The organism is Pantoea sp. PvP021 (assembly GCF_054056055.1).
Genome location: NZ_JBSRXX010000016.1, coordinates 1 through 13,257, shown reverse-complemented (window position 1 = coordinate 13,257; position 13,257 = coordinate 1). Strand labels below are relative to the sequence as shown.

The window sequence follows — 13,257 nt, the reverse complement described above, 5'->3', positions numbered from 1 at the left end:
TTCAGACATTCCAGTCGTTGCGGCCAAGGCCAATGTCTTTCAGCTGACTGTCACTCAGCTTCGACAGGATGACGCGCGTCTCACGCCTCAGCTGCCAGCGTTTATAACTGCGCCAAAGATAGCGAACCAACTGGTAAGGCGTGCCTGTAAACGGTTTAGCTGCGCGATTCTCGTCGTATCCCATGATAGTGCCCTCAGTGAATTGTCTGAGGACTATTCTCAGCGGATCGCTCTGTATGATACAGACGCAAAAATCACCTTTCTTTAACATACAGATTGCGGTAATGGCGATCTGAATGGTAAAAAAGAGGCATAACTGTACCGGTTAATGCTCAGCTACTGAGTCAGAGGAAATACAATGACGCGATATGAACATCTGGCCACGCTGCTGGCTCAGCGTATCGAACAAGGTTTATATCGCAGTGGTGAGCGCCTGCCCTCGGTACGCAGTCTGAGTGCCGAACATGGCGTCAGTATCAGCACCGTGCAGCAGGCTTATCATCTGCTGGAAGAGAAGCAGATGATTACGCCGCAGTCGCGCTCTGGCTATTTTGTGGCCTCGCGTAAGGCGACGCCCCCGATGCCTGCGCTGACCCGTCCCGCACAGCGGCCGGTTGAAGTAACGCAGTGGGATGCGGTGCTGGAGCTGATTAACAGCCGTCTGGAAGATGATGTGTTGCAGCTGGGAAGCGGCATGCCCGATCTGACCCAACCGACGCTTAAGCCGCTGTGGAAAGCCTTCAGCCGACAGGCTCAGAAGCAGGACATCGCGCTGCTCAATTATGACAACCTCTATGGTGTTCTCGCACTGCGGCAACAGGTTGCACGACTGGCGATAGATAGCGGTTGCCAGCTCACCGCCGATGACATTGTTATTACCACCGGCTGCCATGAAGCGTTATCGGTAGCCGTGCGTGCGGTCTGCGAGCCGGGCGATATCATTGCCGTTGAGTCGCCTTCTTTTCACGGGATCATGCAAACCCTGCGCGGCTTTGGCATTCGTGCCATCGAGATCCCGACCGATGCGGTAACCGGCATCAGCCTGGAAGCGCTGGAACTGGCGTTTGATCAATGGCCGATTAAAGCAGTCGTTGTTGTGCCGAACTGTAATAATCCGCTGGGATTTATCATGCCTGAGCCGCGTAAGCGGGCATTGCTGGCACTGGCGCAGCGGTTTGACGCGGCGGTCATTGAAGATGATGTTTATGGTGAGTTAGCCTGGGAATATCCGCGCCCAGCGACCATTAAAGCGCTGGATCTCGATGGCCGGGTTCTGCTGTGCAGCTCCTTTTCCAAAACGCTGGCGCCAGGTTTGCGTGTCGGCTGGGTTGCACCCGGCCGCTATCGCGACCGTGTACTGCACATGAAATATATCGTCACAGGTTCCACCGCCACACAGCCTCAGCATGCGGTCTCCGAGTTTATCCGCCAGGGCCATTATCAGCCCCATCTGCGCCGGATGCGGCAAATCTATCATCGTAACTATGAAACCTTTAGCTGCTGGGTGCGCCACTACTTTCCCTGCGGCATCTGCGTTTCCCGTCCTCAGGGCGGTTTTCTGATGTGGATAGAACTCCCCGAAGCGTTTGATGCGGTCCGGCTCAACCGCGAATTGCGCGAGTCAAAAATTCAGATAGCCGTAGGCTCACTCTTTTCGGCCTCGGGTAAATACCGTAACTGTCTGCGCTTAAACTACGGGCTGCCGATCAACGAGCAGACTGAAAAGGCGCTGGCGCTGGTGGGTGCAGCCGTCGAACGCGCCATGCTCTCGTGCCAGCATGAAACGCAGATTTCAGCTTCAACTCTCGCATAGCGAAAAGAAGAAGCAGGGCCGGCAAGAGGAGGGAACCGGCCCTGGTCAGATAACCTTAACCTGACGGAGGCCACGTTAAGGTTTTGGATCAGAGCACGCCAGCGGCAACTTACGCTTTTGCGCACCGCTTTCCCGGCAGAAACGCTGGCGTTACTGGTTTTGCAGCCGCTATGCGGGACAGCTTCCACAAATCCTTATTGGTGAAGCTCTGCCAGCGCCAGCAAAGTACGTGTTGCTTCACGCCAGTCATCTGCCTGGGTAATCGCACTCACCACCGCAATACTCCCTACGCCGGTTGCCAGCACGTCAGGTGCCCGAGCAATCGAAATACCGCCAATTGCCACGGTGGGGATATGCGTCAGGCGCGTCAGATGCCGCTTCAGCTGTTCAATGCCCTGCGGCGCAGAAGGCATCTCTTTGGTCTGCGTCGGGAAAATATGTCCAAGCGCGATGTAAGAGGGCTGGATTGCCAGTGCGCGGTCCAGTTCAGCATCGTCATGGGTGGAGAGCCCCAGACGCAATCCTGCCTGATGAATCCGGGCAAGATCGGCGACATCGAGATCCTCCTGACCCAGATGCACGCCATAAGCCTGATGCTTTATCGCCAGCTGCCAGTAGTCATTGATAAACAGGCGCGCGTCATAGCGTTTACCCATTGCAATCGCCTGAGCGATGGCGGGCTCGGCGACCTCATCGGGCTGATCTTTGATGCGCAGCTGCAGTGTACGAACGCCCATCTTCAGCAGGCGCTCAATCCAGTCGGGGCTATCAACCACCGGATAAAGCCCCAGGCGCGGGGCGGTAGCGGGAAATGCGGGCATCGTTACTCCTCCTTAATGGCATCGGCGGGATGATAAAGCTCACCGCCGCGCCGACGAAAACGGTCTGACATCTGCGCCATGCCCACTTCAACGGGCTCGGCGCGCGTATCCTGACGTGCTGCGAACTCGCGCACCTCCTGTGAAATTTTCATCGAGCAGAACTTAGGGCCACACATCGAGCAGAAATGGGCCACTTTGCCCGACTCCTGCGGCAGGGTTTCATCATGCATAGCCCGCGCCGTATGGGGATCCAGCGCCAGATTAAACTGATCTTCCCAGCGGAACTCAAAGCGCGCTTTGGACATGGCGTTATCACGGATCTGCGCACCCGGATGGCCTTTCGCCAGATCGGCGGCATGCGCTGCTATTTTGTAGGTGATCAATCCCTGCTTCACATCCTCTTTGTTCGGCAGACCCAGATGCTCTTTGGGCGTGACGTAACACAACATGGCGCAACCAAACCAGCCAATCATGGCAGCACCGATACCGGAGGTGAAATGGTCATAGCCGGGCGCGATGTCGGTGGTCAGCGGGCCAAGGGTGTAGAAGGGGGCTTCATCGCACAGGTCGAGCTGTTCGGTCATGTTGCGGCGGATCATATGCATCGGGACGTGCCCCGGGCCTTCAATCATGACCTGAACGTCATATTCCCAGGCAATACGGGTCAGTTCGCCCAGGGTACGCAGTTCGGCAAACTGCGCCTCATCGTTGGCATCCTGAATGGAACCCGGACGAAGGCCATCGCCCAGCGACAGGGAGACATCATAGGCGGCGCAGATTTCACAAATCTCCCGGAAGTGCTGATACAGGAAGCTCTCCTGATGATGCGACAGGCACCATTTCGCCATGATAGATCCACCCCGCGATACAATTCCGGTCAGACGTTTCGCCGTCATCGGGACATAACGCAGCAGCACGCCAGCGTGGATAGTGAAGTAATCGACACCCTGTTCCGCCTGCTCAAGCAGCGTATCGCGGAATATTTCCCAGTTCAGGGCCTCGGCCACGCCATTCACTTTTTCCAGCGCCTGATAAATCGGCACTGTACCGATTGGCACCGGGCTGTTTCGCAAAATCCATTCGCGCGTTTCATGAATATAACGACCGGTAGAGAGATCCATCACCGTATCGGCACCCCAGCGAGTCGACCAGACCAGTTTTTCCACCTCTTCCTCAATAGAAGAGGTCACCGCCGAGTTACCGATGTTGGCATTGACCTTAACCAGAAAGTTGCGGCCAATGATCATCGGCTCCGATTCAGGGTGATTGATATTGGCAGGGATAATGGCGCGTCCGGCAGCGACCTCCTGACGTACAAACTCGGGCGTGATACTGGCTGGCAGATGCGCGCCAAAACTGTGGCCGGGATGCTGTTGCAGCAATACCTCACTGCGGATTCGCTCACGGCCCATGTTTTCCCGCAGTGCGATAAATTCCATCTCCGGGGTGATGATCCCCTGGCGGGCATAGTGCAATTGCGTGACGCAGCAGCCTGCGCGGGCACGGCGCGGTGTCGGCAGTTGATCGAAACGCAGATGATCCAGCCCCTCGTCAGCCAGCCGCTGCTGGGTATAGCCTGAGCTGTTCTGTTCGAGAAGTTCGCTGTCGTCGCGTTCAGCAATCCAGCGGGCGCGCAGCTTTTCCAGGCCCCGATGAACATCGATCTGTGCCGCGGGATCGCCATAGGCACCCGCCGTGTCATAGACCGGTACCGCTTCGTTCTGCTCATAGAGAGGCTGTTCTTTGCTGCCGCCGATGTGAGTCGGGCTTAGCACGATTTCACGCATGGGAACGCGAATATCCTCGCGGCTGCCGGTAATCCAGATGCGGCGGGACTGGGGAAATGCACTGCCGCTTTGCAGGGAATCAATAAATTCCTGCGCCTGGGCACGCTGTTCACGACGGGTTGTTTTTTGGTCAGACATAGCAATCATCCTGTTAAGGGGGAACGATGCTTGTCCGGAGTTCGGAAGGAGTAACCGTATAGACAGCGTTAGCATGCTGGCATACAGAGAATATTTACTCTTGTTCCCTTCGCAGGTTCTAACCTGATCAGGTTCCGCGGATCCCGAATTAACGGTCTCAGCCCAACTGGGCACTCCGACAAGAAGCTGTTTTTACGCTGGTGTCTGATAACAGAGCCAGATGTAAAAACCTTATATTTCAAAGCAAAAATCAAAAAGGTTCTTTGGAGCACTCTCCTCAGAACCTGTTCAGCATAAAAGGGCTACGGGATAATCTCAACCCCTTTGCCGGAGATGATGATTAAGCCGGACGCGCGATATGGCTGTCATTGGCAACCGGCGGGGGGACAAGCTGGTTATCCCATGCCAGCTGGATCAGCTTATCTTCCAGCGTAAAGCGTGCTTCCAGCACTTCACCCACTTCGGAGAGTGCCTGCTGGAAGGTCATGCAGTTCTCGTCGTCGATTGCCTGCTGCAGGTGGCCGTCATACAGCTGCATCAGACGCTCAGTATTGGCTTCCAGCGGTGGATAGATCTGTGCGGCGGCAATCATCGGGCTGTCGCCACTCATTTCACTGATCACGCGTTCATAGATACTGAAGTGACCCGCAGAAAGATAATCGACCAGACCGTGACAGAAGTTGTCCAGAGCCTGCTCATCAAGACGCGTCAGCGCCTCTTTATTTGGTTTAAGTCCGACCAGGTGATAATAGGTCACCAGTAGCTGACGACGGGCTTCAAGCCACGAATCGACCAGTTCATTACTGCCACCTACGCGTTCAGCCAGGACGTCTAACTGGTTAAGCATATCTAACTCCATGTGAGTTATAGTTGTTTATCTACACACTTAACATCAGGGCTTCAGCGTGCGAGTTGACGCTAAGGATGACGAAATAAATGCAATGCGAAATCTCAAGCGTAGACGCTGGATGGTGGATTGTCAGCCATGAACAGAAACTTTGGTTGCCACAAGGTGATTTACCCCACGGAAACGCCGAAAAATTTGGTTTGACCGGCAGTAAAGCCCGGACCATCGGTGAGTGGCAGGGCGAAAAAGTCTGGCTGATTTGTGAGCCGCGTTCTGCCGATATGTTCTCAGTACGACAGCTGATCGATCAGGATGTGGCGCTGTTTCAGCTGGTGGGTCGCGGTGTGCAACTGGCGGAATTCTACCGTTCTCATCGCTGGTGCGGCTATTGCGGCCATGAAATGCACCAAAGCAAACATGAATTTGCCTGTCTCTGCAGCCATTGCCGCGAGCGTTACTATCCGCAGATCGCACCCTGCATCATTGTGGCTATCCGTCGCGGTGATGAAATCCTGCTGGCGAATCATGCCCGCCATCGCAACAAGGTCTACACCGTGCTGGCGGGTTTTGTGGAGGTGGGCGAGACGCTGGAGCAGGCCGTTGCCCGCGAAGTGATGGAAGAGAGCAATATCCGCGTCAAAAACGTCCGTTACGTTACCTCCCAGCCGTGGCCCTTCCCGCAATCGCTGATGACAGCCTTTATGGCGGAGTATGACAGCGGCGATCTGCAGCACGATGGTAAAGAGCTGCTGGATGCGGCCTGGTTCCGTTTTGATGAGCTGCCGTTGCTGCCACCGCCAGGCACCGTGGCGCGCCGCCTGATTGAAGATACCGTCGCTCTGTGCCGCGCCGAAGTGTGAAAGTGCTACACTACACGCCTGTTATTGAGAGAGTGTTGAGATGAGTGAACTGAAGAACGATCGTTATTTGCGTGCCCTGTTACGTCAGCCGGTTGATGTCACGCCGGTCTGGATGATGCGACAAGCCGGGCGCTATTTGCCGGAGTACAAAGCGACACGCGCCCAGGCGGGTGACTTTATGTCGCTGTGTAAAAACGCCGAGCTGGCCTGTGAAGTCACCCTGCAGCCGCTGCGCCGTTATCCGCTGGATGCCGCCATCCTCTTCAGTGACATCCTGACCATTCCGGATGCGATGGGACTGGGTCTCTACTTTGAAACCGGCGAAGGCCCGCGTTTCTCAAACCCTGTGACCTGTCGCGCTGACGTTGAGCGTTTACCGGTGCCCGATCCCGAAATGGAGCTGGGCTATGTGATGAATGCTGTCCGTACCATCCGTAAGAACCTGAACGGCGACCTGCCGCTGATTGGCTTCTCTGGCAGTCCGTGGACGCTGGCCACCTATATGGTGGAAGGCGGGAGCAGCAAGGCGTTTACCAAAATTAAGAAGATGATGTATGCCGATCCCGCTACGCTCCACGCGATGCTGGATAAGCTGGCCGACAGCGTCATCCTCTATCTCAATGCTCAGATCCGCGCCGGTGCGCAGTCCGTTATGGTGTTTGATACCTGGGGTGGCGTGCTGACCGGTCGTGATTACCGCGAATTCTCACTCCATTACATGCACAAAATTGTCGATGGCCTGCTGCGTGAAAACGACGGTCGCCGCGTGCCGGTGACGCTCTTCACCAAAGGCGGCGGACAGTGGCTGGAAGCGATGGCCGCCACCGGTTGTGACGCGCTGGGTCTCGACTGGACCACCGATATTGATGACGCACGCCGTCGCGTGGGCGACAAAGTCGCCCTGCAGGGCAACATGGATCCTTCTATGCTCTATGCGGCACCTGAGCGTATCGAACAGGAAGTGGCTGGGATCCTGGAGCGCTTTGGCTCGGGCACCGGGCATGTCTTTAATCTGGGTCATGGTATTCATCTGGATGTGCCACCGGAAAATGCGGGCGTCTTTGTTGAGGCGGTACACCGTTTATCACGTCCCTGGCATCAGGAGTAATCATGGATATTGCCGCACTTCGCGCTGAGCAGTTACAACGCGCCGCTGATGTGGTGCGAGAAGATGACTTTGATGTGCTGCCACCCCGCTTTATCGGCGGGGCAGACGTTGGATTTGAGCAGGAAGGCACTATCACCCGGGCGGCGATGGTGATACTGGAGTATCCCTCCTTAAAGCTGGTGGAGCATCGCATCGCACGCGTTGAGACCACCATGCCTTACATTCCGGGCTTTCTCTCATTCCGTGAATATCCAGCGCTGATGGCCGCCTGGCAGATGCTGGAGCAAAAGCCGGACCTGCTGTTTGTGGATGGACACGGTATTTCGCATCCACGACGACTTGGCGTTGCGTCACATTTTGGTCTGCTGGTCGATGTGCCCACCATTGGTGTCGCGAAAAGTCGCCTGTGTGGCCGTTTTGCCGATCTGGATGCGCAGCCTGGCAGTCGCCAGCCACTGATCGACAAAGGTGAGCAGATAGGCTGGGTATGGCGCAGCAAGCTCCGTTGTAATCCGCTGTTTGTCGCCACCGGTCATCGTGTCAGCCTGGATACCGCGTTGCAGTGGGTCGAAAACTGTACGCGTGGTTACCGCCTGCCGGAACCGACCCGCTGGGCCGACGCGGTTGCCTCGAACCGAACCGCTTTCCAGCGCTGGCAAAACGCGCTTTAACACTGTTTGTGCTGCGGTTTTGCAGTTACACTGCGGCCAGCGAAACGAATAAGAGCCACCTTTATGTTACAAAATCCCGTTCATCTGCGTCTGGCGAAGCTGGAAAGCTGGCAGCACCTTACTTTTATGGCCTGCCTGTGCGAGCGCATGTATCCCAACTATCGCGCGTTCTGCGAGCAGACTGAATTTGCCGATCCGGCACTCTATCGCCGTATTCTTGATCTGATCTGGGAAAACCTGACGGTCAAAGATGCGAAGATTAATTTCGACAGCCAGCTGGAAAAGCTCGAAGCCGCCATTCCGGATGGTGATGCGTTTGAGGTTTACGGCGTTTATCCGGCTATCGATGCCTGTGTGGCATTAAGCGAAGTCGTACATGCGCAGCTGAGCGGTGAAACTCTTGAGCATGCAATTGAAGTCAGCGAGACCTCAATTACCACTATCGCCATGCTGGAAATGACCCAGGCTGGACGCGAAATGACCGACGAAGAGCTGCGTGAAAACCCGGCTATCATCGATGAGTGGGACCTTCAGTGGGAGATTTTCCGCCTGCTGGCGGAGTGTGAAGAGCGCGACCTTGAATTGATTAAAGGTCTGCGATCTGACCTGCGTGAAGCGGGAATTAGCAACATCGGTATAAATTTCCAGCAGTAAGGCGATAAAACGTGACTTCAGGCCCGAATTAGCGCGCCTGGAGGCTTCACATTGGCCCCCTGTCTGGTCTACATTTGGGGGGCTGAAAATTGTGGCTATCGGTGCGTGCAGGCAGAAGAGTGCCAGAATATGGCTTTTCCCTCGCACTCGTTGCTTAGCAAGCGATAAATACACTTTAAGGATAACTTATGAACAAGACTCAACTGATTGATGTGATCGCAGAAAAAGCTGACCTGTCTAAAACCCAGGCAAAGGCAGCGCTGGAATCTACTCTGGCTGCGATCACTGAGTCTCTGAAAGATGGTGATGCTGTACAACTGGTTGGTTTTGGTACTTTTAAAGTGAACCACCGCGCTGAGCGTACCGGTCGTAACCCGCAGACTGGCAAAGAGATCAAAATCGCTGCAGCAAATGTACCGGCATTCGTGTCTGGTAAAGCGCTGAAAGACGCCGTTAAGTAAGACGTCGCACTGCGGTTAAGCTTTAAAACAGGGGGCGTTTCGCCCCTTTTGTTTAAGAGGCCAGCCATCATGACCCCGCTGTTTCAGCGTTTATCTGTTCTGTTTCTCTCCCTTTTTCTTTTCGGTTGCAGCTCTACTCCGGATATTCCCCCCTTTTCTGCCAGTGGCTATCTTGCCGATCGTGGTGTTGTTCGTATCTGGCGTAAAAACAGCGACCACCAGTCGGTCCATATCCGCACCTTCTATACGCCGTTCAGTGGCGGTGAGGGTGAAGTGACGGATTATGTCTGGCTGGAAGAGTCGTTGATCAGCATCCAGCGTCAGGTGAAGGGCAACCAGCCTGATGATGTGACCCTGCGCTTTGACCAGGCTGGCGGTCTTAACTTTATGCAGCGCCAGCTTTCAGGCCGGCGTGAAGCGGTCAGCCCGGATGCGGTTGAGCTCTATAAGTTTGATGCCGAGCGGATGCGTAACCTCAGCGATGCGCTATTAAGCGGTCAGGTGTTCCTCAGACAGGGACACTGGCTGGGAAACAATGTGCTGGAGAGTTGCGAAGGCCAGCAGGTCAGACCCGCTTTTGACGCCGACGCTCTGCAGATGCTGACACAGCAGCAACGCCGCGCATCGGCACCGCTGATGGTGTCATGGCTTGAAGCGCCGGAAGGGATACAGCTATTGCGGGTCAGTCAGCAGGATGACTGCTCACAGCAGCCGACAGAAGAAGATATGTGAATTGAAAAGGGGGCACCTGGTGCCCCCTGAACTTATTTGCGATTAATGGCGCGGTAGCCGATATCGCGGCGACAGAAGCTGCCCTGCCATGAGATCGGCTGTGTCAGCTCATAAGCCCGCTTTTGTGCCGCGGCCACATCGTCGCCCAGCGCGGTGACACACAGCACGCGGCCACCGTTTGTCAGCACCAGGTCCTCTTCCAGCCGTGTTCCGGCGTGGAATACCTTGCCGTCAGCCACTTCTTCGAGTGGCAGACCGTGAATCTGATCGCCCTGAGCGTAGTCACCCGGATAACCGCCCGCCGCCAGCACCACACCCAGCGCAGGGCGGGGATCCCATTGTGACGTTTTCTGATCCAGTTTACCGTCACAGGCGGCCAGGCAAAGATCGACCAGATCCGACTGCAGGCGCAGCATGATCGGCTGAGTCTCCGGATCGCCGAAGCGGCAGTTGAATTCGATCACTTTCGGCTGCCCGGTGTGATCGATCATCAGGCCGGCATAGAGAAAACCGGTATAGACGTTGCCTTCAGCCGCCATGCCGCGCACGGTCGGCCAGATAACCTGATCCATAACGCGCTGGTGAATCTCATCGGTGACAACCGGAGCCGGAGAGTAGGCACCCATTCCGCCGGTGTTCGGACCGGTATCGCCATCGCCCACGCGTTTGTGATCCTGGCTGGTGGCCATGGGCAGCACATGCTCGCCGTCCACCATCACGATGAAGCTGGCTTCTTCGCCATCCAGAAACTCTTCAATCACAATGCGGTGTCCGGCATCGCCAAAGGCGTTTCCGGCCAGCATATCCTGAACCGCATCCTCAGCTTCCTGCAGCGTCATCGCCACAATCACGCCTTTACCTGCGGCCAGGCCGTCGGCTTTGATGACGATAGGGGCGCCTTTCTCACGCAGATACGCGAGAGCGGGCTCAACCTCGGTGAAGTTCTGGTATTCCGCACTCGGGATCTGATGACGCGCCAGGAAATCCTTGGTGAAAGCTTTAGAGCCTTCCAGCTGCGCAGCGGCCTGAGTCGGACCAAAGATAGCCAGCCCGGCCTCACGGAAGGCATCCACGATGCCAATCACCAGCGGCGCTTCGGGGCCGACAATCGTCAGATCAATCTTTTCACGCCGGGCAAACTCAAGCAGGGCAGGGACATCAGTTGCACTAATCGCGACATTCTGCAGCGCAGGCTCTAATGCGGTGCCCGCGTTACCCGGTGCCACAAACACGGTTTCCGCCAGCGGCGACTGGACAGCTTTCCAGGCCAGAGCATGTTCACGTCCGCCATTGCCGATTACTAAAATTTTCATCTGTTTCTCTCCAGAACGATTAATGGCGGAAGTGACGCATGTCGGTGAAGATCATGGCAATGCCGTGCTCATCAGCCGCCGCAATCACCTCTTCATCGCGGATGGAGCCGCCAGGCTGGATGACGCAGCTCACGCCTGACGCGGCTGCCGCATCAATACCATCACGGAACGGGAAGAAGGCATCCGACGCCATGGCTGATCCTTTTACTTCCAGCCCTTCATCGGCTGCTTTAATGCCGGCAATCTTAGCGGAATAGACACGGCTCATCTGTCCGGCACCGATACCGATGGTCATGTTGTCGCGTGCATAAACAATGGCGTTAGACTTAACGAACTTCGCTACTTTCCAGCAGAACAGCGCATCACGCAGTTCCTGTTCGGTTGGCTGACGTTTACTGACGACGCGCAGCTGGCTGGCATCAACCATGCCGAGATCGCGATCCTGTACCAGCAGACCCCCGTTGACGCGTTTGAAATCCAGTGCAGCAGTACGATTTTGCCATTGGCCGCAGATCAGGACACGGACATTCTGCTTCGCGGCGGTAATTTTCAGCGCGGCCTCGGAAACCGCTGGCGCGATAATCACCTCAACAAACTGGCGGCTGATAATGGCCTGCGCAGTTGCTTCATCCAGCTCGCGGTTAAAGGCGATGATGCCGCCAAATGCGGAGGTCGGATCGGTCTGGTAAGCACGCTCATAGGCTGCCAGCAGAGAGTCACCGGTCGCTACGCCACAAGGGTTCGCATGTTTGACGATGACGCAGGCGGGTTCACTGAACTCTTTTACGCACTCCAGTGCAGCATCCGTGTCAGCAATGTTGTTATAGGAGAGCGCTTTACCCTGAACCTGCCGGGCAGTCGCCACTGAAGCTTCAGTGATATTCTCTTCTATATAGAAGGCAGCATCCTGATGGCTGTTTTCACCGTAGCGCATATCCTGCTTCTTAATGAAGTTCAGATTCAGGGTACGCGGGAAACGGCCGGCGGGCTGATTACGATCACCGTGATAGGCGGGCACCAGGCTGCCAAAGTAGTTAGCGATCATGCTGTCATACGCGGCGGTGTGTTCGAACGCTTTGATCGCCAGATCGAAACGGGTCTCAAGCGTCAGGCCATTTTCATGAGCATCCATTTCGGCAATGATCGCATCGTAGTCGCCGCTGCTGACCACGATTGCCACATCTTTATGGTTCTTGGCAGCAGAGCGCACCATGGTCGGGCCACCAATGTCGATATTTTCCACTGCATCTTCCAGTGAACATCCTTCACGGGCGACGGTCTGTGCAAAGGGATAGAGGTTAACGACCACCATGTCGATTGGGCTGATGTCGTGCTGCGCCATAATGGCATCATCCTGGCCGCGACGACCTAAAATGCCGCCATGCACTTTCGGATGCAGGGTTTTGACGCGTCCATCCATCATTTCCGGGAAACCGGTGTAGTCAGAGACTTCTGTGACAGCCAGACCCGCATCCGCCAGCAGGCGAGCTGTTCCGCCTGTGGAGAGCAGTTCGACACCGCGACTTGAGAGCGCCTGAGCAAATTCGAGGATACCGGCTTTGTCAGAGACACTGAGCAATGCGCGGCGTACAGGACGAGTTTGTTGCATGGTGGTTTATCCCTTGGCTTTGTTTCGCGTATATAAGAGCGTTACATCAGGCTTTACAGCGGTTTTCTCTTCTCTATATAGGAAGAAAAAATCAAAAACCTCAGGTAACGCCCCGAAAAGGGGTGTCCGGAACTTCGCCCGGCATTGTAGCGAAAACGTTTGCGTGATGCTCGCCTAAATTTATCTGGCCCGACTAATGTGGATAACATTGTGTGTAACTGCGTATAACAGCCGCTTTTGCTGTGGAATGCAGCGAACGCTCTTTTTTATGCAATTTATGGGTTGCGCCTCTCAGACAACTCCCTATAATGCGCATCCATCAACACGGCACACCGGCAACGGAAAACGGGTTGAGAGGCACAGGAGACTGCGCCGCCGGAGAAAAACTTCTGAGAAAGAGGTTGACTCTGCAGGAGGAAAGCGTAATATACGCCACCTCGCGA

At 55.6% G+C, this 13,257-nt stretch carries 13 protein-coding genes and 1 riboswitch; of the genes, 7 read left to right on the top strand and 6 right to left on the bottom strand.

All coding sequences use genetic code 11. The features are described 5' to 3' along the window. Position 1: 1 nt before the first annotated feature. On the bottom strand, positions 2-184 hold the full coding sequence (locus ACVKSX_RS23525) for a DUF1127 domain-containing protein (protein WP_010261051.1): 183 nt from the start codon (positions 182-184) through the stop codon (positions 2-4). Between the two features lie 174 nt (positions 185-358). Here ACVKSX_RS23525 and ACVKSX_RS23520 point away from each other — a divergent pair, with 174 nt between their 5' ends. After that, complete coding sequence (locus ACVKSX_RS23520) at positions 359-1,813, top strand: aminotransferase-like domain-containing protein (protein ID WP_010672226.1); 1,455 nt, start codon at positions 359-361, stop codon at positions 1,811-1,813. A gap of 194 nt (positions 1,814-2,007) precedes the next feature. On the opposite strand, the gene thiE is transcribed toward ACVKSX_RS23520, so the two are convergent. The 3 genes from thiE to ACVKSX_RS23505 form a co-directional block, all read right to left on the bottom strand. After that, positions 2,008-2,634 carry a thiamine phosphate synthase gene (gene thiE, locus ACVKSX_RS23515; protein ID WP_045140883.1) on the bottom strand — a complete coding sequence of 209 codons (627 nt, stop codon included), beginning with the start codon at positions 2,632-2,634 and terminating at the stop codon, positions 2,008-2,010. A gap of 2 nt (positions 2,635-2,636) precedes the next feature. Continuing rightward, positions 2,637-4,559 carry a phosphomethylpyrimidine synthase ThiC gene (thiC, locus tag ACVKSX_RS23510; protein WP_010261057.1) on the bottom strand — a complete coding sequence of 641 codons (1,923 nt, stop codon included), beginning with the start codon at positions 4,557-4,559 and terminating at the stop codon, positions 2,637-2,639. Positions 4,560-4,646: 87 nt separating this feature from the next. Next, positions 4,647-4,747, bottom strand: a riboswitch (TPP riboswitch). A 152-nt stretch (positions 4,748-4,899) separates the two neighbouring features. Then, a complete protein-coding gene (locus tag ACVKSX_RS23505) occupies positions 4,900-5,406 on the bottom strand; it encodes an Rsd/AlgQ family anti-sigma factor (RefSeq protein WP_010261059.1) in 507 nt (168 codons plus the stop codon). An 89-nt stretch (positions 5,407-5,495) separates the two neighbouring features. Between ACVKSX_RS23505 and nudC the strand changes: the two genes are divergently transcribed. The 6 genes from nudC (at position 5,496) to ACVKSX_RS23475 (ending at position 9,892) form a co-directional block, all read left to right on the top strand. Continuing rightward, positions 5,496-6,266 carry an NAD(+) diphosphatase gene (gene nudC / locus ACVKSX_RS23500; protein ID WP_010672223.1) on the top strand — a complete coding sequence of 257 codons (771 nt, stop codon included), beginning with the start codon at positions 5,496-5,498 and terminating at the stop codon, positions 6,264-6,266. 40 nt (positions 6,267-6,306) lie between these two features. Continuing rightward, entirely contained in the window at positions 6,307-7,374 is a 1,068-nt protein-coding gene (gene hemE / locus ACVKSX_RS23495) for a uroporphyrinogen decarboxylase (protein WP_010672222.1), read from the top strand. A gap of 2 nt (positions 7,375-7,376) precedes the next feature. Beyond that, the gene (gene nfi / locus ACVKSX_RS23490; RefSeq protein ID WP_010261068.1) at positions 7,377-8,045 is read left to right on the top strand and encodes a deoxyribonuclease V; all 669 of its coding nucleotides are present in this window, start codon (positions 7,377-7,379) and stop codon (positions 8,043-8,045) included. Positions 8,046-8,108: 63 nt separating this feature from the next. After that, the gene (locus ACVKSX_RS23485) at positions 8,109-8,699 is read left to right on the top strand and encodes a YjaG family protein (protein ID WP_010261070.1); all 591 of its coding nucleotides are present in this window, start codon (positions 8,109-8,111) and stop codon (positions 8,697-8,699) included. A gap of 188 nt (positions 8,700-8,887) precedes the next feature. After that, positions 8,888-9,160: a nucleoid-associated protein HU-alpha gene (hupA, locus tag ACVKSX_RS23480; protein WP_003850136.1), complete on the top strand. Its 273-nt coding sequence runs from the start codon at positions 8,888-8,890 to the stop codon at positions 9,158-9,160. A 69-nt stretch (positions 9,161-9,229) separates the two neighbouring features. Further along, positions 9,230-9,892, top strand: coding sequence for a DUF1481 domain-containing protein (locus ACVKSX_RS23475; RefSeq protein ID WP_010261073.1), 663 nt, complete (start codon positions 9,230-9,232; stop codon positions 9,890-9,892). Between the two features lie 32 nt (positions 9,893-9,924). On the opposite strand, the gene purD is transcribed toward ACVKSX_RS23475, so the two are convergent. Together purD and purH are read right to left on the bottom strand one after the other, a co-directional pair. After that, the gene (gene purD / locus ACVKSX_RS23470) at positions 9,925-11,205 is read right to left on the bottom strand and encodes a phosphoribosylamine--glycine ligase (RefSeq protein ID WP_010261075.1); all 1,281 of its coding nucleotides are present in this window, start codon (positions 11,203-11,205) and stop codon (positions 9,925-9,927) included. Between the two features lie 19 nt (positions 11,206-11,224). Next, positions 11,225-12,814 carry a bifunctional phosphoribosylaminoimidazolecarboxamide formyltransferase/IMP cyclohydrolase gene (gene purH, locus ACVKSX_RS23465; RefSeq protein ID WP_033768368.1) on the bottom strand — a complete coding sequence of 530 codons (1,590 nt, stop codon included), beginning with the start codon at positions 12,812-12,814 and terminating at the stop codon, positions 11,225-11,227. Positions 12,815-13,257 lie beyond the last annotated feature (443 nt).